At 71.9% G+C, this 24,911-nt stretch carries 5 protein-coding genes; all 5 read right to left on the bottom strand.

Annotation, left to right across the window (positions count from 1 at the left end):
- The 5 genes from METY_RS15495 to METY_RS15475 are packed head-to-tail and all read right to left on the bottom strand — an operon-like array spanning position 1 to position 24,911.
- Complete coding sequence (locus tag METY_RS15495) at positions 1-7,815, bottom strand: non-ribosomal peptide synthetase (protein WP_103122287.1); 7,815 nt, start codon at positions 7,813-7,815, stop codon at positions 1-3.
- Positions 7,812-15,554: a non-ribosomal peptide synthetase gene (locus METY_RS15490; protein WP_103122286.1), complete on the bottom strand. Its 7,743-nt coding sequence runs from the start codon at positions 15,552-15,554 to the stop codon at positions 7,812-7,814. Before METY_RS15490 ends, METY_RS15495 begins: the two co-directional genes overlap by 4 nt.
- Positions 15,551-18,703, bottom strand: coding sequence for a non-ribosomal peptide synthetase (locus tag METY_RS15485; protein ID WP_160147369.1), 3,153 nt, complete (start codon positions 18,701-18,703; stop codon positions 15,551-15,553). Before METY_RS15485 ends, METY_RS15490 begins: the two co-directional genes overlap by 4 nt.
- Positions 18,700-23,235, bottom strand: coding sequence for a condensation domain-containing protein (locus METY_RS15480; protein WP_103122284.1), 4,536 nt, complete (start codon positions 23,233-23,235; stop codon positions 18,700-18,702). The genes METY_RS15485 and METY_RS15480 overlap by 4 nt, the downstream gene beginning before the upstream one ends.
- Entirely contained in the window at positions 23,232-24,911 is a 1,680-nt protein-coding gene (locus METY_RS15475) for a cyclic peptide export ABC transporter (protein WP_200819700.1), read from the bottom strand. Before METY_RS15475 ends, METY_RS15480 begins: the two co-directional genes overlap by 4 nt.

The following is a 24,911-nucleotide window of genomic DNA, read 5'->3' as shown; positions in this document are numbered from 1 at the left end:
TTATCCTTCGATTTCGCTGAGCCACCGGTCCATGTCGCCGAGCCGGTCCTGCGGCCCGGAGCCGAACGCGGGCAGCGACGCCGCGAAGTCGGCGAGCTGGGGACGTTCGAAGAACCGGCGGAGGGCCACGTCGACGCCGTGCCGCTCCAGGAGCAGCGCGCGCGCCCTCATGGCGGCCAGCGAATGGCCGCCCAGGCTGAAGAAGTCGTCGTCCCGGCGAGGGTCGACCCCAAGCACGTCGGCCCACACCGCGGCGACCGCGCGCTCGGCGTCCGTGGCCGGCGGATCGCCTGCTCCGTCGCCCCGGTCGGAGGCCGGGTCGTGCAAGGCGGCGCGGTCGAGCTTGCCGTTCGGCGTGAGGGGTAGCGACCCCACGACCACGATCCGCGAGGGGATGAATTGCTGCGGCAGCCGTTCGGCGAGCGCGCCCTTCAGATCGAGTTCGTCGGGTTCCGCCCCGTCCGCGGCGACGACATAGGCGACGAGAACGTCCCGCGGAACGATCACGACGGCGTCGCGCACTCCGGCGAGGTGGCGCAGCTCACCCTCGATCTCGCCGGGCTCAATCCGGACCCCGCGCAGCTTCACCTGCCGGTCGAGGCGACCGAGGTAGACGATCGCGCCATCGCTCTCCTGCCGCGCAAGGTCGCCCGTCAGGTACATGCGGGCGCCCAGCGAGCCTTGCGGGTCTGGCACGAAGCGGGCCGCCGTCAGCTCCGGCCGGCCGAGATACCCGCGCGCAAGATTGACGCCGGCGATCGCGAGTTCGCCGGCGGCGCCGGGAGGGACCGGATGCAGGTCGGCGTCCAGGATCCGGATGGCGGTGTTCGCGATCGGCCGGCCGATGGGCGCGCGGCTTTCGTCGGGCGCGCAGGTCCAGTGCGTGACGTCGATCGCGGCCTCGGTCGGACCATAGAGGTTGTGCAGCTCCGCTCCGGTCGCTCCGAGAACGTCGCGTGCAAGGTCCGGCGGCAGCGCCTCGCCGCTGGCGAAGATCCGGCGAAGGCTCCCGCAGGACGCAAGCTCGCCGGACGCGTGGAAGGCCGCGAGCATCGACGGCACGAAGTGGAGCGTCGTGAGACCTTCCGCACGTATCAGCGCGCCGAGAGCCGCGGGATCGCGGTGGGCGCCGGGCGGCGCCACGACGAGGCGGGCCCCGGCGACGAACGGCCACACGAACTCCCAGACCGAGACGTCGAAGCCGAAGGGCGTCTTCTGCAGAACCGTATCGGAGGGACCGAGAGGATATTGCGCCTGCATCCAGGCGATGCGGTTGAACAGGCCTTCGTGCGTGTTGCCGACGCCTTTCGGGCGCCCGGTCGAACCCGAGGTGTAGATGACGTAAGCGAGCGATTTTGGATCGGGCTCGACGGCCCGAGGGCGCCGCGGATCGCCGTCTGGGGTATCGAGGAGGACGAGTTCGGGGCCATCGCTCGGAAGACGCGACGACAGGTCGGAGATCGTCAGGACGAGCCGCGCGCCCGCGTCCACCGCCATTTCGCGCAGCCGTTCGACGGGATGTTCGACGTCGAGCGGCAGCCACGCGGCGCCGGCTCTCAGCACGCCGTGGATCGCGACGACAAGGTCGATCGAGCGTTCAAGCGCGATCCCGACGACGTCGCCTTCGGCGACGCCGCGCCCCGCGAGCCGCGCCGCGAGGTCGTCGACGCGGCGGCCGAGGGCGGCGTAGCTCAAGGTTTCGCCGCCGAAGGTGACCGCGGGCGCGTCCGGGGCGCATTCGATCCGGGCAGCGATCCGGCCGAGGACGTTCCGCGGCTCGGCCCAGATCCGGTCGGTCGCGTTGAGCTCCGCGAGGCGCGCGCGCTCAGACGCGTCGAGGAGATCGAGCGCGCCCAGCGCCGCGTCCGGAGCGTCGGCCATCGCGAGCAGCACGCGCTTCAGCCGGGCGTCGAGGCTGTCGACGGTGCGCTCGTCAAAGGCGTCCCGCGCGAAGGTCCAGCCGAACTCGAGCTTCTCGCCCGACTCGGCGACGGTGACGGCCAGGGGATAGTTGGTGGTCTCGACCGGCGGCAGCGGGTTAAGCTTCAGTCCGGTTCCTTCGCCGAGCGCCGCCGTCACGGGGTAGTTCTCGAACACGAGCAGCGTGTCGAAGACCGCCGTGCCGCCGAAGCCGCCCTGCGCCTGGGTCTCGTAAAGCGGAGCATGCTCATGCTCGCGCATTTCGGCCGCGCGCGTCTGGATGTCGCTCAGCCAGTCGCCCGCGCCGCGCCCGGGATCGACGGTCTCGACCTGGGCCAAGGTGTTGATGAAGAGACCCACCGCCGTCTCGGTCCCTGGCACGTCGGAGGAACGGCCGGAGGTGGTCGTTCCGAAGGCCACCGTGCGCTCGCCGGTCAGGCGAGACAGCAGCAAGGTCCAGCCGCCCTGCACGAGCGTGTTCAAGGTGACGTTCCGCGCGCGCGCGAAACGCTTCAAGCGGTCGGTCGCGGCGGGCTCGAGCGCGCGCCTGAGATGGCCGAAGCCCCCTCCTCCCGCCGGCTTTGGAAAGACGGGGGCGAGAAGCGTGGGCTGTTCGAGCGGCGCGAAGCGCGCCTTCCAGAAGGCGGCCGAAGCCTCGGCGTCGCGACTTTCGAGCCAAGCGACATGATCGCGGAAGCGGGCGCCGGAAGCCGGAGGCGTCCGGCCGTCGTAGCGCGCGAGCGCCTCGGCGATCAGGCGTGACGTGCTCCACCCGTCGAGGATGAGGTGGTGGCTCGTCAGCACGATCCGCGTCCTGCCGCCGCCGAGGCGCACGAGCGCGATCCGGATGAGCGGCGGCCGCAAAAGGTCGAAGCCGCGCCGGCGCTCAGCCTCGGCGAAGGCCGCGAGGTCATGCTCCGTGACGCCGTCCCTACCGCTCCAGTCTTGCGCTTCCACGGCGGAGGGCGCGCGCTCGATCACGAACTGCAGCGGCCGTTCCAGTCCCTCCGTGGCGAACCCTGTCCGGAGGGCCGCATGGCGCGCGACGGTCTCGGCCCAGGCCGAGGCGAAACGCCCGCAGTCCAGCCCCTCGGCCGCGACTGAAAGCTGGGTCACATAGAGGTCGGGCGCGTCCTGCCCGTGGAACAGCATGCCCTCCTGCATCGGCGTCAGCGGGTAGATGTCCTGAACGAGACTTGGGCGATGCGGCAGGCGAGCCAGCAACGCGTCGAGCCGTCGCTGGTCGAGACGAGCGAGGTTCGCGTCGGACGGCGTCAACCCTTCGGCTTCCGGACGCTCGCAGGCTTCGGCGAGAGCCAGGGCCTCCGCACGCACGGCCTCGGCGAGCGCCTCGACGGCCTTCCAGTCGTGGCGCGCGCGCGAGAACACGAAGTCGAGGCTCAGTTCGCCGTCGAGCGTCTGGCCGTTGACAGTCAGCTCCGCGCCGAGCGGCGCGTCGTCGTCCTGGTCGCGGCCCGCGCTCCGGCCGGTGAGAGCGAAGGCGCCGCCGGGGGCGGCCTGCGAGTCGAAGCGCCCGAGGTAGTTGAAGGCGACGTCGGGAGCGGGGAGAGCCGCGAGTTCGGCCCGCGCGTCCTCGCCCGCCATCCAGCGCAGCACGCCGAAGCCGAGCCCCTTGTTGGGCGCTCGCCGGGTCGCCTCCTTCGCCGCCTTCAGCGAGATCACAGGGTCGGCGCCGAGCGCTTCAAGGCGGACAGGGTGGACGCTCGTGAACCAGCCGATCGTGCGGCTGAGATCCAGCCCCTCGGCGGGGCCGCCGTCCCGGCCGTGGCTCTCCATCGTCACGGACAGCGCATCGGCGCCTCTGCCCACGCCCAACGCCCGTCCGAGGGCGGCCAGCAGCAGGTCCTCGATCCGGCCGCGAACCGCGCGGGGGGCCTCAGCAAGCCGTGCGGTCGTCTCACGATCGAAGGAAAGACGGACGCGGTCCGCTTCGGCGATCCGGTCGGCGCCCTCTGGCCGCGAGGGCGGCCAGGCTCGTCCGGCCGACAGGGCGTCGCGCCAATGGGCGCGCTCGGCGCTAACTTCGTGCGCATGCGCCATGAGGAGTGCGCCCCAGGCGGAAAAGGGCGCGCTGCGCTGGCCGAGATCGATCGCCGCGCCCGACAGCGCCTGGCGATAGGCCCGTTCAAGATCCTCGAGCAGGATCCGCCACGACACGCCGTCGACCACGAGGTGATGGGCGACGAGAAGCAGCCGCGCGCTTCCGTCGGGGAGCCGCGCGAGTGCCGCGTTGAACAGCGGACCGCGGTCGAGATCTAGTCCGGTCTGGAGCTCCTCGCAGAGCTCGGCGAGCGCCGCCTCGTCCGCGACCTCGCGCGAGAGGAGCGGCGCGTCCTCTGGTCCGGACGGCGCATAGGACTGCCGCCATTCGCCCGTCTTCGCGTCGCGGGCGTACCGGAAGCGGAGGGCGTCGTGCCGCTCGACCAGCGCGGCGACGGCTGCGGCGACCGCGCTCGCGTCGATCCCCTCGTCGGACCGCAGCTCGACCGACTGGTTCCACCGCTGCGGCCGCGCCAAGCCAAGCGCGAAGAACCAGCGCTGGATCGGCGTCAGAACCGCCTCGCCCTCGCCGCGGACGACGGGGGCCGCCTCGGGACTGGCGCGCTCCGCAACTTCGGCCAGTTCACGCACGGTCGGCCGCTCGAATATCTGGCGGGGGGTTATCGCAAGCCCTGCGGCGCGCGCCCGGGCCACGACCTGCAACGACAGGATCGAGTCGCCTCCAAGCCCGAAGAAGTTGTCGGTCCCTCCGACCGCCTGCAAAGCGAGAACGTCGGCCCAGATCGCCGCGAGCGCCGTTTCGATCTCGCCCTCGGGCGGGGTTGATCCGGCTGACTCCGCGCTCCAGTCCGCCGCAGGCAGCGCGCGTCGATCGGTCTTGCCCGTGGCGGTGCGGGGCAACGCCGGAAGAACCACGATACGCGACGGGACCATGTAGTCTGGCAGCCGGCGCTTGAGCGCGTCGCGTAGCGCCGCTTCGTCGGCCCCCGTCGCGTAGGCGACGAGCCGTCGGCCGCTCGGCGCGTCCGCGGCCACGGCGACCGCCTCGCGCGCGCCGGCCTCGACGAGGGCGGCCTCGATCTCCCCAAGTTCGATCCGGTAGCCGCGGATCTTCACCTGCTCGTCGGCCCGGCCAACATAGACCACCGATCCGTCTGCGCCCCAGCGCACGAGGTCGCCGGTCCGGAACATCCGGCCGCCCGGCTCTCCGAACGGGTCCGGCACGAAACGTTCGGCGGTGAGCGCAGCCCGTCCGAGGTAGCCGCGCGCGAGCCCTGCGCCGCCGATGAAGAGCTCGCCCGCTACGCCGTCCGGCGCGGGTCGCAGCGCGTCGTCGAGGATGTAGGCGAAGCGGTCGCCCACCGGACGGCCAATCGGCGCATAAGGCCCGTCGAAGGCCGCGTCCCGGTCCGCCTCGATGCGCCACAGCAGCGGGGTCACCACCGCTTCCGTCGGCCCGTAGCCGTTGAGCAGCACGCGCGGCCGCAGCGCGGCGCGGGCGAGATCGAAGCCTGAACGCGGCATGGCCTCGCCGCCGAAGGAGTAGAGATCTACCTGAGGAGCGGTCGAGGACGCCGCCGCAGATGCGGCGAGGGCGGTGAGGTAAGACGGCGGGAAGCCGGCGTTGGTCACGCCGTATCGGCCGATGGCGTCGAGCGTGCGCTCGGGCGCCCAGAGCTCCTCGTCGCGCAGCACGAGGCTCGCCCCGACGGTCAGCGCGGTAAGCCAGCGCTCGTGCGCGCCATCGAAGGCGAAATTGATGAAATGGAACTCGCGCGAGCGCTCATCCATGTCGTAGAGCGGCGCGGTCGCGGCGCAATGCATCGCAATCGCCCCGTGCGCGACCCCGACGCCCTTGGGACGTCCCGTCGAGCCCGAGGTGTAGATCACGTAAGCGAGGTTTTTGGGGTGGAGCGGCGGCGGGCCGGGCGGCTCGTCCGCCTCGCCGGCGGCGTCGGCCGAGTCGATGGCGATAAGACGGGCGCTGGTTTCCGGCAGCCGGGAACGTGTCGCGCCCTCGACCAGGATCACGCCGACGCCGGCGTCTGCGAGCGTCTCCGCGACCCGGTCCGCCGGCCACTCCGCGGGAAGCGGCAGGAAGGCGCCGCCGGCCTTCAGCACGCCGAGCAGCGCCGCGAGCAGCTCCGGCGAGCGCTCCAGGGCGACGCCGACCCGGGCGTCGGGCGCCACGCCGGCCGCGATCAGCGCGTTCGCGATCCGGTTCGCGCGGCGGTCGAGTTCGCCGCGCGAGACGCAGCGGTCGGCGAACAGAACCGCAGGGCGATCGGGCGCGGCGGACGCCCAGCTCGCGATCCGTTCGTGAACCAGAAGGCCGTCGGTCTCCGGCGCGGGATAGGGCCGGCCTCGCGCTCGCACGTCCTCCCGCGCGTCGCCCGCAAAACAGGCGATCGCGCCGAGGCCAGCTTCCGGCGACCTCAGAACTTCACGGAGGAGACGCGCGAAGTCTTCCGCCCAGCCCTCGACGCGCGCAGATGAGAAGCGCGAGGCGTCGTATCCGAAGACTCCGCCGAGCCGCCCGGTCCCGTCCTCGAATGTGGTGAGCGTCAGGTCGAAATGGGCGCCCCCTCCCGCGCGCAGAACAGGCTCGACGTCGACGCCCGGAAAACTCTGCGCGAGGAAGGGACGCGCGCGGTCATGCTGGAACATGACCTGAAACAGCGGCGTCCGGTCGAGGACGCGTTCCGGCCTGAGCGCCCGCACGAGACGATCGAAGGGCAGGGTCTGGTGCGCCTGCGCCTTCAGCACCGTCGCCCGCGTCGCCTCGACGAGCGCGGAGAAGGTCGTCCAAGGGTCGACCCGCAGGGGCAAGGCGAGCGTATTGACGAAGCAGCCGATCACGGCTTCGACGTCCGGCGTCGCTCGATTTGCGACCGCGGCGCCGACGCGGAACTCGCGCTCGCCGCCAAGCCGCCACAACAGGGCGGCGAAGGCCGAAAGCAGCGCCATGAACGGGGTCGCGCCACGGACGCGGCAGAGCTCCGCGAGCGCGTCCGCGACGTCCTCAGGCAGATCGAAGCGCACGAGGCCCGCGTCTCCGGCGGGGCGTCCCGCCTGCCCCAGGTCGGCCGGCAGCTCGAGCGCGTCGTCGACGTCGCCGAGCGTGTCTCGCCAGAAGTCCAGTTCGGCCTCGCCCTCGCCGGCCTCCAGCAGCTTTTCGCGCCACGCGGCGTGATCGACATAGCGGAGAGCGCCCTCGGCGGCCGTCGCTCCCTGCTTGCCGGCCGCCTTCGCGTATTCGGCGGCGATGTCGGCGCTCAGCAGATCGAGCGACCAGCCGTCGGCCACGATGTGATGCAGCGTCAGCAGCAGCGTGCGGCGATCCGGCGCCTCCCGAATGAGGGTCGCGCGGAAGGGCCGGCCGGCAGCAAGATCGAAGGGGGCCGCGGCGTCCGTTCGCGACAGGGCGTCGAGGCGAGTTTGACGCTCCGGCTCCGCCAGGCCCAAGAGGTCCTCAACGGACATCGTTCCGGAAACCGGCGGGAGCAGGCGCTGGAACGGGCCTGCGTCACTGTCTCCGAACGCCGCGCGAAGCTGATCGTGGCGCGCGACGACCGCGTCGAGCGCTGCGCCAAGGGCCGCCTCGTCGAGCGGCCCGAGCAGACGGAGACCGGACGCGATGTTGTAGGCGCCGCTGGTGGGATCGAGCCGCCACAACGTCCAGAAGCGCGTCTGCGCGTCCGACAGGGGGAAGGTCTCGCCGACCGACGCGCGTGGGGTCGGCAGCGACGCGGCCGCTACCCTTTTGTCCCGCAGCTGCGCCAGGAAAATCCGGCGCTTGTCCGCCGGCAGCGCGGCGACGCGTTCGGCGACCGCCGCAAGTTGCGCGGCGCGGTTCGGAGACAGATCGTTCATTCCGCGGTCTCCAGGGCGTCGAGCAGTTCGGTCATGGTCGCGAGGTCGTCTCCGGCGGGCGCGAGGGCTTCGACGCGCTCAGCGAAGGCGGCGAGCGTGCGCGCTTCGAACAGCGTGCTGACGGGCAGCTCGACGCCGAGGTCGGTCCGAAGGCGCGACGCGACGCGCATCGCGAGCAGTGAATGGCCGCCGCGCCGGAAGAAGTCGTCGCCGCGCCCGAGGCCCGCCGTTCCGAGCACGTCCTCCCAGATATCCGCCAAGCTCCGTTCGAGGCCGGGACGCGGCGGCTCGCCCAATCCGGCCGTCTGTTCGGGATGGGGCAGCGCGCGACGGTCGAGTTTGCCGTTTGCGGTGACGGGAAGTGCCGGCAGCGCGATGATCCGCGCGGGAACCATGTGGGCGGGAAGGCGCTCGGCCAGGCGCGCGCGCGCCTCCGCTTCATCGACGGCGTCCGCGGCCAGATAGGCGACGAGCGCGTCGTTCGACGGCAGAACGGCGGCGTCCCGCACACCGGGAAGCCTGCGGAGCTCGGCTTCGACCTCCCCCGGCTCGACGCGCATGCCGCGCAGCTTCAGCTGGCGGTCGAGGCGGCCGAGATAGTGGATCTCGCCATGGCGGCCGAGCCGGGCGAGGTCGCCCGTGAGATAAAGCCGGTCGCCGGGCGCGCCGTAAGGGTCCGGGACGAAGCGGTCCGCGGTGAGCCCCGGGCGGCCCAGATAGCCGCGCGCGAGATTGGCTCCCCCGATCGCGAGTTCGCCCGCCACGCCCGGAGGCGCAAGGCCGAAATCGGCGTCCAGGATGCGGATCGCTGTGTTGGCGATCGGCCGTCCGATCGGCGTCGCGGGATCGTCCTCCCCGCAGGTCCAGTGCGTTACATCGATCGCCGCTTCAGTCGGGCCGTAGAGGTTGTGCAGCCCGGCCGCGGTCCTGGCTAGCGTGTCGCGGGCGAGATCCGGCGGCAACGCCTCCCCGCTCGTGATGATCCGGGTCAGACTGGGACAGCGCTCCAGCTCGCCGGACGCCACGAAGGCCGCCAGCATGGTCGGCACGAAATGAAGGGTGGTGACCTTCTGCGCACGTATCAGCGCGCCGAGAGCCGCCGGATCGCGATGCGCGCCGGGAGCTGCAAGCACGAGGCGGGCGCCGACGGCGAGCGGCCAGAAGAACTCCCAGACCGACACGTCGAAGCCGATCGGCGTCTTCTGCAGCACGACGTCGCGCGGCGTCAGCTCGTAGTGCTCCTGCATCCAAGCGACACGGTTCAGCAGCCCGCCATGGGTGTTGCCGACGCCCTTCGGCCGCCCGGTGGATCCGGACGTGAAGATCACGTAGGCGAGCGACCGGCCGTCAATCTGGGGATCACCATCGACGAGGGCTTGGGGCTCGTCGTCGTCGGGCTCGTCCTCGAGCGCGACGTGGACGCCCGGCGTCTTGGGAATGCGCCCGGCGACGCCCGACGCGCTCACCACGACACGCGCCCCGGCGCCCGCCGCCATCTCCCCAAGCCGCGCCGGAGGATGCTCCGGATCGAGGGGCAGCCAGGCGGCGCCCGCCTTCATAACGCCGAGCAACGCGACGACCAGCTCGCTCGAGCGCTCGAGCGCCACCCCTACGACGCCGTCCGGCCCGACGCCCATGGCGCGCAGCCGGAGCGCGAGACGATCTGCGCGGCGGCCGAGCTCGCCATATGTCAGCGTCTCGGTCCCGAAGCTCACGGCGGGCGCCTCGGGCGCCTCCGCGATCCGCGTCGCAACCAGATCGAGGACGCCCCTTTGGGCGCTGTAGTCCCGCACGGGCCCGGCGGCCGCCGCGGCGAGCCTCGCCCGCTCCACGTCGTCGAGAAGATCGAGCCGGCCCAGCGGCATGTCGGCGCCGTCCGCCATCGCAAGCAGAGCGTGCTTCAGCCGGGCGTCGAGGCTCTCGACCGTCGCCTCGTCGAAGGCGTCCCGCGCGAAGGTCCAGCCGAACTCCAGGCCGCCGGCCTTTTCGGCGACGGTGATCGCCAGCGGGTAATTGGTGGTCTCGAGATTGGAGAGCGCGCGCAGCGTCGGGCCGTCCCCGGCCCTCTCCTTCAACGCCTCGGCCACGGGGTAGTTTTCAAAGGCGATCAGCGTGTCGAACAGGGCCTGGCCCGGCCGTCCCGCAAGGCTCTGCGCCACATGGAGCGGCGTGTGCTCGTACTCCCGCATCCTGGCCGTGCGGGCTTGCGCGTCCCGCAGCCAATCGCCGACCGGCCGGGCCGGATCGACCGTCTCGACCTCGGCCACGGTGTTGATGAAGAGGCCAAGCGCCGTCTCGACGCCTGGAACGTTGGACGACCGGCCTGACACCGTCGCGCCGAAGGCGACGACCCGTTCGCCGGTCAGACGGGAGAGGACCAGACTCCAGGCGCCCTGAACAAAGGTGTTCAGCGTCACCCGTTCGCGCTTCGCGACATCCTTCAGGCGGCCCGTCTTCGCTGCGCCTAAGGGACGCCGAAGACAGCCGAAGCCCTCGCCTCCGGCCGGCCGGCCGAGCGCGCCCGACAGCGAGGTGGGTTCGCCCAGCGGAGCGAGCCGCTCGCGCCAAGCGCGCTCGGCCGCGGCGTCATCCCGCGTCTCAAGCCAAGCGATATGGTCGCGGAAGCGCCCGCCCGCGGGCGCGACGGGACGGCCGTCGTAGCGCGCGAGCACGTCGCCGATCAGCCGCGACGTGCTCCAGCCGTCGAGGATGAGGTGGTGGGCGGTGAGCACGATCCGCGCGCCGCCGCCGTCGAGCCGTACGAGGACGACGCGCAGCAGCGACGGACGTCCGAGGTCGAACCCTCGGCGGCGCTCCGCCTCCCCCAACATCCTGAGCGCGACGTCGAGGTCGTCCCCACGGCCGCGCCAGTCGACGATCTCCACGGGCGACGCGACGTTCGCGACGACGAACTGGAGCGGGCGCTCCAACCGCTCGTGAACGAACCCCGTCCGCAGCGCGGCATGGCGGGCCGCCGCCGCGCTCCAGGCGGCCGCGAAGCGATCGAGATCGAGGCCGTCGGCCGCGACCAACGTCTGCGTCACGTAGAGTTCGGGCGTCTCGAGCCCGTGGAACAGCATGCCCTGCTGCATCGGGGAGAGCGGAAACACGTCCTCGATCTCGGCCGGCGGGAACGCAAGCGTCGCTAGCACGCCGTCGAGCGCCGGCTGATCGAGCCCCGAGAGCGCGACGTCGGATGGGGTGAGGCCATCCGCGCCCGGCGCGAGGCAGGCGTCCGCAATCGTCTCGGCCTCGCGGCGCACGGCTTCGGCCAAAGCCTGGACCTCCGCGGGATCATGACGAGTCGCGGCGGCGGAGAACTCGAGAACGAGTTCCCCGTCGAGCATCCGGCCGTTGACGGTCAGCTCCGCCCCGCAGGGAGCGTCCGCGTCGCGATCGGCTCCGGCGCTGAGGCCCGTGAGCGCGAAGGCGCCCTCCCGCCGGCCGCTCGGGTCGAGGCGGCCGAGATAGTTGAACAGCACGTCGGGCTCAGGCAGCGCCGCAAGCTCGGCGCGCACGACCTCGCTCCCCATCCAGCGCAACGCGCCATAGCCGATCCCGTGATCCGGGGCGGCCCTCATCTGCTCCTTCACCCGCTTGAAAGCGGCGAGCGGCGCGCCCTCGCCCGGCGCGAGCCGAACCGGATGGACCGTCGTGAACCACCCTACGGTACGATCGATTTCGGCCCCGACCGCAGGGCCGCCGTCGCGGCCATGGCCCTCGACCGCGATCGTCGCCGCGTCGACGCCGGAGCGGGACGTCAGCGCCCTTGCGAGCGCGGCCACGAGCAATTCGTCGAGGCGCGCCCGAACGGCGCGGGGCGCGCGGGCGAGCCGGTCCGAGGTCGTTCGATCGAACGCGACGCTGTGGCGGACGAGGTCCCCGATGCGGTCCGCGCCTTCCGGCCGAACCGGGGAAAAGGCGCGGGGACCCGAGGCGGCCTCGCGCCAGAACCCAAGCTGCGCTTCCGCCTCCGGCGAGCGAGCGAAGGCCGCGAGGCGCGAGGCCCAGGCCGAGAACGCAGCGGGCTTTGCGCCAAGAGCGATGGGCCGACCGGCGGCAGCCTGGGCGTAGGCCGTTTCGAGCTCCTCGAGCAGGATCCGCCAGGAAACGCCGTCCGTCACGAGATGGTGGATGACGACCAGAAGCCGTGCGCCGCCGTCCCATCTCGCCAGCGCAGCCCGAACGAGAGGCCCGCAGGCGAGATCGAGCCCGGTCTGAAGCTCTTCCGCCACGTCCGCCAGCGCCGCCTCGTCGGCGAGCTCGCGGACAGCGAGCGCGGGAGCGTCATCGACGGACGAAAAGGTTTGCGTCCATCCGTCGCCGTCTTTCACGAAGCGGAGACGGAAGGCGTCGTGTCGCACGACCACCGCCTGGAAGGCCGCGGCCAACGCCGGCTCGTCCACCGGACCCGTCGCCGAAAGCACGATCGACTGGTTCCAACGCGCCCGGTTCGGGAGGTCCTGCGCGAAGAACCAGCGCTGGATCGGCGTCAGAGGAGCCCGGCTGGCCGGTTCGGCCATAAGGGAGGCCGGCGTCTCGACCGGCGTCGCGATGGCGGCGAGGTCCCGAACGGTCTGGCGTTCGAAGATCTGCCGCGGCGTGATCGACAGGCCCTTGGCCCGCGCCCGCGAAACAACCTGAAGGGACAGGATGGAGTCGCCGCCAAGGGCGAAGAAGTTGTCTGTTGCGCCGACTTGGGGCAGGCCCAGAACCTCCCCCCAGATCGCCGCGAGCGCCGTTTCCGCGGCGCCTTCCGGCGCTGCGCGGGGGCCCTCATCCGTCCAATCGACCGCCGGGAGCGCGCGCCGATCCACCTTGCCCGAGCCAAGCCGCGGCAGCGCCTCGAGCACGACGATCCGCGTCGGAACCATGTACTCCGGCAGTCGCTGCGAGAGCTGCGACGCAAGCGCGCCGGGCTCCGCCGTTCCCGCGACATAGGCGATGAGCCGGCGTCCACCCGGTCCCTCGGCGGCGACCGCGACCGCCTCCGTGACCCCGTCGAGGTCGAGAAGCGCGGCCTCGACCTCCCCCGGCTCAATCCGGTGACCGCGGATCTTGAGCTGCTCGTCCACGCGGCCGACGAACAGCAACACGCCGTCCGCGTCCCAGCGCGCCAGATCGCCGGTTCGGTACATCCGTGCGCCCGGCGCGCCGAACGGATCGGGCGCGAACCTCTCGGCGGTGAGGCCGGCTCGACCGAGATAGCCGCGCGCCAGCCCTTCGCCGCCAATGTACAGCTCGCCGACGGTCCCTGGGCTCGCCAGCTGGAGCGAGCCATCCAGCACATAGGCGCGGCGCTCGCCGATCGGCTTCCCGAGCGGAGCGTAGGGGGCGGCGAAGGCGGCGGCGCCCTCGGCGCGCCAGGCGAGCGGCGTCATCACCGTCTCGGTGGGGCCGTAGCCGTTGATCAGCGCGCGTGGGCGCAGAGCGTCGCGAATACGCTCGAAATTGGCCCTCGAGGTCGCTTCGCCGCCGAAGGAATAGGCCACGCCGTCCGGGACGGGATCGCCGGACGACGCGGCGTGCTCCGCCATGGCCGCAAGGTAGGCCGGGGGCAGGTCCGCATTGGTGACGCCAAGGCGCGCGATCTCCGCGAGCGTGCGCTCGGGCGCCCAGACCTCGTCCTCCTTCAGCACGACCAAACCGCCCGCCCCAAGGACGCCGAGCCACCGCTCGTGAGCGGCGTCAAAAGCGAAGGAGAGCACGTGCAACTCGCGCGTGGCCTCGGACAGGCCGAAGGCCGCGGCCGCCGCCGCCGAGTGCATGGCGAGCGGGCCGTGCGCCACCGCGACGCCCTTTGGCTTGCCGGTGGAGCCTGACGTGTAGAGGACGTATGCAAGGTTGTCCGGATGCGGGCGCGGGGCGGTCGGCGGCGCCTCCGCCACGCCGGCCGCATCGCTTCCGTCCAGGAGCAGCGCCGGCGCGGGGACGCCGGCGAGCCGGTCCGCGAACCGCATTTCGGTCACAACGACCGACGCGCCAGCGTCGGCGGCGGCCTCCACGATCCGGGCCTCGGGCCAGTCGAGCGGCAGCGGGAGGAACGACGCGCCCGCCTTCAGCACGCCGAGCAACGCCGCGATCAGCTCGGGCGAGCGTTCGAGGGCGACGCCGACGCGGTCGTCGGCCCCAAGGCCTCTCGCGACAAGCGCCTCGGCGATGCGGTTGGCGCGACGGTCCAGTTCACGGCGCGCGACCGTGCGGTCGCCGAACAGCACCGCCGGTCGCTCCGGGGAGGCGGCCGCCCGCGCCGCAATTCGCTCGTGCACGAAACGGCCGTCCGGAGCGACGACCGTAGCTGGACGACCCCAGTCTTCGACGTGCCTCCGGCGCGCGTCGTCGAGGAAGGAGATCGCGCCCAGCGCGACGTCCGGGGAGGCGAGCAGGTCCTTCAAAAGCCGAAGGAAGCAGGTCGCCCAGCCTTCGACCGCTTCCGCCTCGAACAAGGTGGCGTCGTATTCGATCTCGATGTCGACGTCGTCGCCGTCCGCCGCCACGTCCAGGGTGAGTTCGACCTGCGGTCCGAACGGCGGCAGGTCGACCTTCGTCGCCGCGAGCCCCTCAAGCTTCAGTGGTCTGGCGTCGCGGCGGGCGCGGAAGTTGAACAGGGTTTGGAACAGCGGCGTACGGCCCGGGTCGCGCTCGACGCCAAGTCGCTCCAGCAGCAGTTCGAACGGCAGATCGGCCTCCGCCAGCGCCGCCAGCGACTCGCCGCGCAGGCGCCGGCAGAGATCGCGGAAGGCGAGCTTGGGGTCGAGGCGGGCGCGGAAGACCTGCGTGTTGACGAGGAAGCCGACCACATCGTGGAGTTCGGCGCGGTCGCGGGTCGCGGCGGGCGCGCCGACGGCGAAGTCCTCCTGACCCGAAAGCCGGCCGAGCAGGACCTGCCAAGCGGCGAGCAGGACCGCGAAAGGCGTGCAGCGTTCGCGGCGGCAGAAGGCGCGGAGGGCCGCGACGAGGTCGGGGGGCAGCTGGCGGTCGACCCGACCGGCCGCGCGCCGGCCGGCCTCGCGCGGACGGTCGGTGGGGAGAACGAGCGCCGGCGGCGCCTCCGCCCCGAACCGATCGCGCCAGCGACGGACCGCCGCTTCGCCGGCCTCGCCCTCGAACCGCTCGCGCTGCCAACGCGCGTGATCGGCGGCGTCGATCGCGCGCGTGGGCCCGGGCGCCGAGGACCGCCCCACGATCTCCGCCGCATAGAGGCGTTCGAGGTCCGCCAGGATGAGCTCCGCAGACCAGGCGTCGACCGCGATGTGGTGGAGCACGATCAGCAGCGCCGAGCCGCCCTCCGCGATCGGAGCGAGGCGGACGCGCAGCAGCGGCGGCGCCGCGAGGTCGAACGGCGCGCTCGCGCTCTCCTGAGCCCAAGCGGCGACTTCGGAGGCGGCGATCGCCGCGACCCGATCAATCGCGAAAGGCGCCTCTGGAAGAACCGTCTGCCGCGGCCCATCCGATCCGGTCGAAAACCGCGTCCGTAGCGCGGCGTGGCGGGCGAGGAGGCAGCGGAACGCGCGCTCCAGCGCATCCGCGTCAAGGTCCCCGACGATCCGGAACGCCCGCGCGGAGTTGTACGCCGCGTCCGACGGATCGAACCGGTGCAGGAACCAGAGGCGCTGCTGCGCGAACGAAAGCGGAGACGGCGCGGCGGCGTCGAGGCGCGCGTGGATCGCCCCCTCTTCCGCCGCCGCCTCCGCCTTGAGCAGATCGGCGAGCTCCGCCTGGATCGCGGCTGAGTTCACGACGCGGTTGCCCCCGGTGTCGGCTCGGCGAGCGGCTTGGCCTTCTCGTCCTCCGGCAGCGCCGCAAGGGTCAGCCGCAGCTCCGCGACCCTGTCGAGCCGCCCGTCAGGCGCCCCGGCTCGCAACGCCTCGGCGAGCGCCGCGACGCTCGGATGGTCGAAGACGATGCCGGGCGGCACGTCGAGCCCGAAGAGCTTCCGGACGCGCGCGACGAACTTGATCACCAGCAACGAGTTGCCGCCCAGGTCGAAGAAGTCGTCCGTAACGCCGACCGACGCCCCCGGTCGTCCCAGCAGCTCCGCGGCGAGATTGCGCAGCACGGTCTCAAGCGCGTTGCGGGGGGCGACGCCGTCGCGGCCGTCGTCGAGCTCCCGCGCGGCGAGCGCCGCCCGGTCGAGCTTGCCGTTGGCGAGCAGCGGCATCCGCTGGAGCGCTACGATCCGCGTGGGGACCATCGGCGCGGGGAGCCGTTCGGCGAGCGCCGCCTTCAGCGCCGCCACGTCGATGTCGTCCGCAGACGTCACGAAGCCGACGAGCGAGGCGATCCCGTCCACGTCGCGGCGGACGTCAACCGCCGCCTGCCGCACGCCTTCGAGATCGGCAAGCGTCGCCTCGACCTCGCCGGGCTCGACGCGGTGGCCGTTGATCTTGATCTGGCCGTCCGCGCGCCCGACGATCTCGACGCCGCCTTCCGGGCGGTAGCGGGCAAGATCGCCGGTTGGATAGAGCCTACGGCCGGGCGTCGTCGGATCGTCGACGAAGCCCGCGCCCTCCATCCCGAGATAGCCGCGACAGAGCTGCGCTCCGCCGACATGAAGCTGGCCCACCGATCCCGTCGCCGCGAGCCGTCCGGCGTCGTCGAGCACGAGGATCGCATTGCCGTCGAGCGCGCGGGTCAGCCGGGCCGCGGGACCTGCGTCGGCCACCTCACAGTGGTGGACGAGCACGCCGACGGTGGTTTCCGTCGGACCGTAGTGGTTGACGACGCGCGCCGCCGGATTGATCGCGCGGATCCGTCCGAGCAGCGCTTGCGGGACGGGTTCTCCGCCGAGGATCAGGGTCGCCGGGATCACCGGGTCTCCGCCGTCGAGCAGGGCCGCGAGATGCGACGGCGCGAACTTCGCGCAGTCGACGGCGTTCCGACGCAGGAAGGACGCGAAGGCGTCGGCCTCTCGAGCCTCGTCCTCGCTGGCGATGGCGAGAATGGCCCCGTTGGCGAGCGCTGCGAACAGCGTGGTGTTGCCGAGGTCGGCCGCGACGGTCGAAGCGAGCGCGAAGCGGCGGCTCCCGCCGAGGTCCGCGGCGTCCCGGACGGCGGCGACATAGTTCGCGAGCTGTCCGTGTTCGACCACCACGCCCTTGGGCGCGCCGGTCGAGCCGGACGTGAACAGAACATAGGCCGCCCGGTCCTCCGGCGCTTCCAGCGGCGGCAGGGTGACTTCGGCCGTCTCGGCAAGCGCGTCCGCGACGGACAGCGCCGGAGTTCCCACATGAGCGTCGCCAACCTCTCCGCCGTGCAGCACGAGCGCGGCGCCCGCGGCCTCGCGCAGTTGGCGGCGGCGCGCCGCCGGCCAGGCCGGATCGAGCGGCAGATAGGCCGCCCCCGACCGCCACACGCCGAGAAGGGCGACCACGAGATCGACGGAGCGGGGGAGATCCAGCGCGACGACCGTCTCCGGCCCCACGCCGCGCGCGACAAGCGCCGAGGCGATGCGCCCAACCCGTTCCCCAAGCTCGGCGTAGTCCAACGTGACTCCGCCGCCGGCGAGGGCCGGCGCGGCCGGCGTGCGCTCGGCCCAGCCGAGGATGGTGGGCAGAAGCGGCGACCGGGAAGGAGGCTTGATATGCGCGCGGTCCAGGCTCGCGAGGCGCGCGGTCTCCTTTGGTCCGACAATGGCGAGGGCGCCGAGAGGCGTCGCCGGACGGGCTATGATCGCGCCCAGCAACGTCACGACCTGCTCGAGCAGCGTCTCCGTCGCAGCCTCGCCGTAGCGGCCCGTGTCCCAGGAAAGGGCCAGCGCGACGAGGCGGTCGCCGGCGTCGATCTCGGGTCGGAGCTCGAGTTCGAACGCCGAAGGTCCGTCGAAGGCTCGTCGGCTCCATCCGCCGGAAAGCGCCGGGGCGACGTCCAGGCCGAAGCCGAGGGGCGAAGCCGTCGCCGCATCGACGCCGTCGAGCGGCAGGTGCTCCTGCCAGTCGAGGTGGGCGGCGAGTTCGCCCACGAGCCCCCCCAGATGATCGCCGAACGACGCCGCCGCGTCGAAGCCGACGCGGAGGGGCAACGTCTTCTCAAACGGTCCCGCGACCCCCGCGAACATCGCGTAGTCGCGTCGGCAATCGTGTCGCCAGCCGAGGGAGACCACGTCTTGGCCAGAAATCCGGCCGAGAACGGCCGCCCACAAAGCCAGCAGGCCGGCTTCGAGGCCGGCGTCGCCGACGAGAACGGCGAAGCGCGTCGACTGGTCCGGATCAATCGCGACGCGGCGCTCCGCGCGGAGCCCGCTCGCATGCGCCTCCTGATAGGTCAGCGGCGGCGGGGCGGCGTCGGCGGCCGACTGCCCCCGCCAGTAGGCGCGTCCTCTTGGAGCGTCTTCGTCAGCCTCCATCTCGCGGCGCCAATCGGCGTACTGAGCGTAGGTCGCGCCGTCTTCGTCCGGCCTCGCGGAAGACGTGGCCGCCTCCCCTGCAAGAGCCGCCGCGAGCAGCGCGAGCGTCGTCCGGTCCGCGGCGAGCGGCGAGACGGCGATCGCGATCCGGGATGCGCCCCCGTCAAGCCGCCACAGCGCCGCGCGCAGAGTCTCCCCACGCGCGAGATCGAACGGCGCGCTTCGAAGCGCCTCGAGATCCTCCGCGATCCGGGCCTCGGCGTCTTCTTGGCCGCGCAGGTCCCGCACAGTCCAGCCCTGCGCGGCGGGCGCTCCAAGCGGAACGCGGCGCAGCCCGCGGTAGCCCGGGGCGGCGACATAGGCCGGAGCGAGCGCGTCGTGACGGATGGCCGCTTCGGCGAGCGTCGCGCGAAGCCATGCCTCGTCGACCGGAAGGTCAGCGACGAGTTGCGCCACGAAGGCTTCGGACAGGCCGCTCGCAGCGCGCTGCTCGGGGCTCAGCGGCCAGGTTTCGGGGGACGTCGTCTGCGAAACGGCGCTCACGACGCCACCCCGCCGACCGGCGCAACGAGGCTCGCGCGTTCGACCATGTCGCCCATGGCCACGACGATGCGCCGCTTCCCCTGGAAGGGATCGCGCGCGTGGGCCGCCAGCATGTTGTCCAGCATCACCACGTCGCCCTTGCGCCAGGTGAAGCGCACGGCGGAGGCCTCGTAGAGCTCCCCAATGAGGTCCATCGTCTCGTCCGCGATGACCGAGCCGTCGCCGTAGCGCACCTGCCGCGGCAGGCGGTCCTCGCCGACCATGGCCAGCAGGTCGTCGCGCACATCCGCGTCCAGGAAGCGCGGGTGATGCAGCTGCACCTGATTGAAGAACGACTTCTCGCCGGTCAGCGGGTGCACGATGACGGCGGGGCAGCGCGTCCGGGTCTGGAGAACGTCGCCGTCGAGCCATGCGAGCTCCACGCCCTCGGCGCGGCAGCGCGCCTCCACCGCGGCCTTGTCGTCGGTGCGGAAGAAATCGCGCCAGTCGACGTCCAGCCGCGGCGTGAAGGTGCGGACGTAGGAGAGGCCGAGACGCTCGAATTTGGCGGCGAGGTCGGCCGGAAGACTGCGGTACATGGCCCTGCAGTCGACGATCGGGGTCGCGCCGCCTTCGGGCGCCGCCTCCTCGCAGAAGAACCACTGCTTGCGCGGCCAGCGCGGCAGGTGCGAGCTCTCGTTGTGGAAGAGGATCATCTTGTCCTCCGGGTACGGCGTCGAGCGGTAGGTGTTCGCCCCGCCCTCCTTCTTCGGCAGATCGCCGTAAGCGCCGTAGAGCCCGGGCTGGAGCGCCTCCGCGAAGCCCTCGAAGTCCTGCGGGTTCGTCAGCGCAAATGCGCGGAACAGGAGACCGGCGTGCCGGCGGAGCTTCTCCTCGACGAAAGCCCGATGGGCCGCCGCCCAGGAGATCGGGTCGAGGTCCGCGCTCTCGGGCTCGATCACGAGCGGGAAATCCGCCCCGGGGGCGAGCGACGAGGTTCGCACCAGGCTGGCGGCCTCCGCCGGACGGGGACCTGCGGACGAGACCTTTTTCAGCTTGTCCAGCTTCGCGCCCATACGGGCGCCAGGAGCCGAGGAAAGGGGCGTCGGTGCGACGGACATCGTGGCGTCCTCCAGTGACGGCAGGGGAAATGCGCCGAGAGGGCGTTCTGGCGCCTCGGCGATCGAAGACAGGAGCTCAGTCCAGGCGCGGGCGAGCCGCTCGACCGTGCCGCGCCGGAACAGCGCGGTGGCGAAGGTCCATTCGCAGGCGATCCCCCCGGCGCCGTCCGGCTCGAGAAACAGCGCCATGTCGAACTTTGAGCTCGACGCCGGCGCCGGGACGAGTTCCGCGGTCAGACCCTCCACCCCGAAGCGCCCGCGCGGCGCGCTCTGCAGGACGAACAGAACCTGGACCAGCGGATTGCGGCTCCGGTCGCGCGGCGCGCCCACGGCGTCGACGATGCGATCAAACGGCAGCAACGGACGGTCGAACGCGGACGACGCCTCGTCGCAGATCTCGTCCAGGAGGTTTGCGAACGGAAGGTCGGCGCGCGGCCGCGCACGCAGGGGCAGCACGTTGACGAAAAAGCCGATTAGCCGTTCGAGCTCCGGCGCCGGCCTGCCGGCGACGTCCGCGCCGATCAGCATGTCGGTCGCGCCGGTCCAGCGGTGGAGCAGCGCCTCGAAGGAGGCGAGCAGCGCCATGTAGAGCGTCGCGCCGCGGGTTCGGCCGAGGGCTTCCAGCCGAGAGACGAGCGCGGCCGGGAGCGCGAAGCGGACGCCCTCACCGGCGTGCGAAGCGACCGCGGGGCGGTCGAAATCGGTTGGAAGCGCCAGCGCTCTCGGTGCGTTCTGCAGCCGATCGCGCCAGAACGCCTCGTCGTCGTCCAGGGCGCCGGAGGCCGCAAGCCTCCGTTGCCACAGCGCGAAATCGGAATACTGCAACGGGAGCGCCGGCAGGGCGGCCGGATGGCCCGCGAGCGCCGCGCGGTAAAGCGCGCCGAGATCCTGAACCATGACGCCCATGGACCAGCCGTCGCAGACCAGATGGTGGAGCGCGATCAGCAAACTGTGCTCATTACCGCCCAGCCGGCAAAGCGTCGCCCGCATCAGGGGAGGCGCGGCGAGGTCGAACGGTCGTCGGGCTTGTTCGGCCTGCGCGTCCGCAAGCGCCGCGGCCCGCGCGTGCGGGTCAAGGCCGGAGAAGTCGAGGAACCCCGGAGCGAACGCCGCCGGCGCGCCTATCCGGGCTCGAGCCTCGCCGTCGTCGTCCTCCGCATAGCCGGTCCGCAGCGCTTCGTGCCGCGCGACGAGCCCGGACAACGCGCGTTCCAGCGCTTCGCGCGACAGGGGTCCTGCGAGCGTCAGCTGCCCGACCACGTTGTAGGCGCCGGCCGAACCGGGACCGCCGAGTTTCTCGGCGACCCAAAGCCGTTGCTGGACCAACGAGAGCGGAACGCCCTCGGCGGGAACGCTCTCGCGCCTGAGGGCGGGCCCAGCCGCCTCGCCCGCGAGCCGCGGCGACGCGTCGAGCCACGTCGCGAAGTCTGCGAGCGTCCTCGGCGCGAACATGTCGCGGAGCGCCACGGCCACGCCGAACTCCTCGCGGATCCGGGCCGCTGCCTTAACTGCGAGAATCGAGTGGCCGCCCCGGGCCAAGAACTGGTCGGACCGCCGGATCGCCGTGACCTCAAGCGCGGAGGCCCAAATCGCCGCGAGCCGCCGCTCGGTTTCCGTTGAGGGCGAAGAGGCGCCGTCCGAGAGCTCTGGCGTCGCGAGAATCGGCCGATGGTAGACCTCGAAGGCCGCGACGTCGCCGCTCGCGACGCCTGCGGCGCAGCTCGAACGTTGCAGCTTGCCGCTCGTGGTCTTCGGCAGCGCGCCGGGCTCAAGCAGCGCGATCAGGCTCGCCGGTTCCTGCTGCGTCTCCGTGACGACGGCGTCGATCGCGGCGACGATCTCGCCGGGGGAGGCGGCGCGGCGGGCCACGCGGCCGATCTCGGCCGCGACGCCGATTCCCTCGCGACCGTCGTGCAGGACCGGGAACGCCGAGACGCGGCCTTTCCGTACGGCGGACACCCCACGCTCAACCGCCTGCTCGATGTCCTGCGGGTAGCGGTTCTGGCCGCGAACGATGATGACGTCCTTTCGCCGCCCGGCGATGAACAGATAGCCCTCGCGGCGGAACGCGAGATCGCCGGTCCTCAGCCAGCGGCCGTCCGGGCGGTCGAGGAACGCCGCCGCCGTGGCTTCGGGGTTGCGCCAATAGCCGCGGGCGACGCTCGCGCCGCTGACCCAGACCTCGCCGATCTCGTCGTCGCCGCAGATCCGGAAGGTCGCCGGATCGACGATCCGCACCGTCTCCTGCTCGACCGGAAGGCCGCTCGCCACCAGTTCGACGCCCACCGGACTCGGAACGACGCGTCCTCGGGCCAGCTCGTCCGGATCGACGCGCAGGGTCTGGTAGGGTCGAAGGCGCCGGTCGCCGCTCACCATCAGGGTCGCCTCGGCGAGGCCGTAGCTTGGATGCAGCGCCTCGCCCAGGAAGCCGACCGCGGCGAACCGCTGGGCGAACGCGGCCATGGTGTCAGCGCGCACTGGCTCGGCTCCGCAGAAAGCGACGCGCCAGGACGTCAGGTCGAGGTTCGCCAGCGCGCTTTCCGGCGCCCGCTCGACGGCGAGCCGGTAGGCGAAGTCCGGGCCGCCGCTTACCGTGCCGCCGAAACGCTGGATCGCCTGCAGCCAGCGCGACGGGCGCGCCAGGAAGAATTCCGGCGGCATGAGGATCAGCGGGATCCCGCAGAAGATCGGGAGCACGAGCCCGGCGATCAGCCCCATGTCGTGATAGAGCGGCAGCCAGCTCACCACGACGTCGTTCGCACGGATGCCGAAGCCCCGCACCATGGTGAGCTGGTTGTCGGTCAGGTTGGCGTGCGTGACCTCGACGCCCTTCGGCGCGGAGGTGGAGCCGGACGTGTACTGAAGAAAAGCCACGTCGTCGGCGCGGATCGGCGCCGGCGTCCAGCCGGCCGGGGGAGGGTCCGTCATCGCCGCGACGTCGAGGGCGAGAACGCCGCTGTGCTCGGCGCAGAGGGTCGCCACCGCCTCCAGGGACGCGGCGTCGGTCAGCGCGAGCCGCGCGCCGGCGTCGGCGATCATGCCGCCGAGCCGCGCGACATGATGAGGCCGGAGCGCTTCCGGCGGATAGGCTGGGACCGCGATGACGCCGGCATAGAAGCAGCCAAAGAAGGCCGCGACGTAGTCGGGACCGCTCGGCAGGAGGATCAGCGCCCGATCGCCCGGCGCGGCGAGGCGTTCAATGGCGGATGCGACGACCCTGGCGCGCCGGTCGAGCGTCTCGTAATCCCAAATCTGGGACGGCTCTCCGTCCGTCCCGAGAAAGCGCAGCGCGACGCGCTCGCCTTCGTCTTCGGCCCGGCCGCGCAGCACGTCCGCGAGGGTCTCGGCGCCGGCGTAGGCGGAGACGATTCGGGCGTGTTCCGCCGGGGAGAGGCGGGCCGCCGGCGACGTCGGCTCTACGTCCAACATCATGCCGACGCTCCTCCCGCCGCGAGTCTAAGCGCGGCGACGCTGGGATCGATCGGCTCGCGAGGCTGCGAAGGACCGGTCTCGACGATCCGGCCGCCTTCGAGCTTCACCAAGCGGTCCGCGAGGTCGAAGTACCGGTCGTCGTGAGTGATGACGACGAGCGTCTTGCCCCGCGCCTTAAGCTCCGGCAGCAGCTCGCGGTAGAAGACGTCCTTGAACGCGGGATCCTGGTCAGCCGCCCACTCGTCGAACACCATCACGGGCCGATCCTCGACGCAGGCGGCCACGAGCGCGAGGCGCTTACGCTGGCCCTGCGACAGGTCCCGGGTCGAGAAGGCCCCGTCGCTGACGGTCACCTTGCGATCGAGGTGCAGCTTCGCGAGCCATTCGTTCGCGCGCGCGTCGAGCCGCCCGCTGGGCGCCTCGAGCAGCGTCTCGAACAGCTGGAAATCGGCGTAGATCGCGGAAAACAGCTGCCGGTAGGCCTGCCGGCCGGCGTCGCCGACGGCCGCGCCGTCGACCCGAATCCGGCCCCCCTCGGGCGCGTAGAGGCCGGTGACGAGCTTGGCGAGGGTGGTCTTGCCCGATCCGTTGCCGCCGACGACGAAGGTGGCCTCCCCGGGAACGAGCGTCAGATCGATCGGACCGAGGGTGAAAACGTCCTCCTCGCGCTCCCGGAAATAGCCGTGCGTGACGCCTTCGAGCGTGATCGAGCGCGGCGTCTCCGGGATCCGGACCGAAGGGTCCACAGGCTCAGCGGCGAGATCCGACAGCACGCCCTGAACGCGGCCGATCGCGACGCGGGCCAGATTGACGTAAGGCAGGTGAGCGAGCACGCCCTCGAGCGGTCCCATGAGGTAGAGAAAGGCGATGACGTAGCCGGTGACGATCCCTGCGCTCTCGCCGGGCAGCCAGAGCCGCGCGAAGAGAGCGACGCCGATCAGGAACATGAACAGGAAGCGGCCCCAGCCGTCCGAAAGCGCGAGCAGGGAGAGCCCTCGGGCGCGGTCGGTCCCGACCGCCCCGATGGCGCCGGCGAGGTCGCGGTCGAGGAAACGGCGCGCTTTGGTTTCGTTGAGCTTCAACTCCTTCGCGCCGCCGAGCAGCGCATCGAAGTCCCCGTAGAGCCTGTCCTGGCTGAAACCGGCCCGGCGCAGGTGCTCCACCACCTTGCGATGGCTGAGATGATAGCCGAACGAGCCGAGCGCGATCAGCACGAGCGCCACGGCGAAGACGCCGAGCGAGAGCCAGGCGAGATAGCCGAGCGCGCCCAGCACGACCACGAGATTGGTGACGACCACGGGAAAGCCGACGCCGAAATTCGCGATGTTGACCGCATCGTCGCTGAACGCGGAGCGCATGCGCGCCTGCCCGACGCGCTCGAGCCGCTGGTAGGGGGCGCGAAGGATCGCCTCCGCGATCTCGCGCCGGATCCGGCCCAGGCACCTTTGTCCGAGATGGGCGAAAAGCGCGCGGGAGCCCGCCTGCGCGGTCATCACGAGGACAGCGACCAGGACGAAGGGGATGAGCGTGGCGACGAGCCGCTCCGGCGGCGTGTTCAGCGCCGCGTTGATCAGCATGACGAGCGCCGCGCCGCCGAGCCCGCAGACGAGGGCGGCCGCAAACGCGGCGGCGAACAGCGCTGGGGAGGCTCGCAGAAGGGTCGCTATCAGCGGCAC

Source organism: Methylopila sp. Yamaguchi (assembly GCF_002897035.1).
GTDB lineage: Bacteria > Pseudomonadota > Alphaproteobacteria > Rhizobiales > Methylopilaceae > Methylopila.
Note: the sequence above shows the minus strand (reverse complement) of the source record. Positions and strands in the feature narration are given on the sequence as shown.

Coding starts and splice junctions, on each gene's coding strand:
- METY_RS15495 (WP_103122287.1), bottom strand. CDS start 7,815: ATGAACGATCTGTCTCCGAACCGCGCCGCGCAACTTGCGGCGGTCGCC.
- METY_RS15480 (WP_103122284.1), bottom strand. CDS start 23,235: ATGATGTTGGACGTAGAGCCGACGTCGCCGGCGGCCCGCCTCTCCCCG.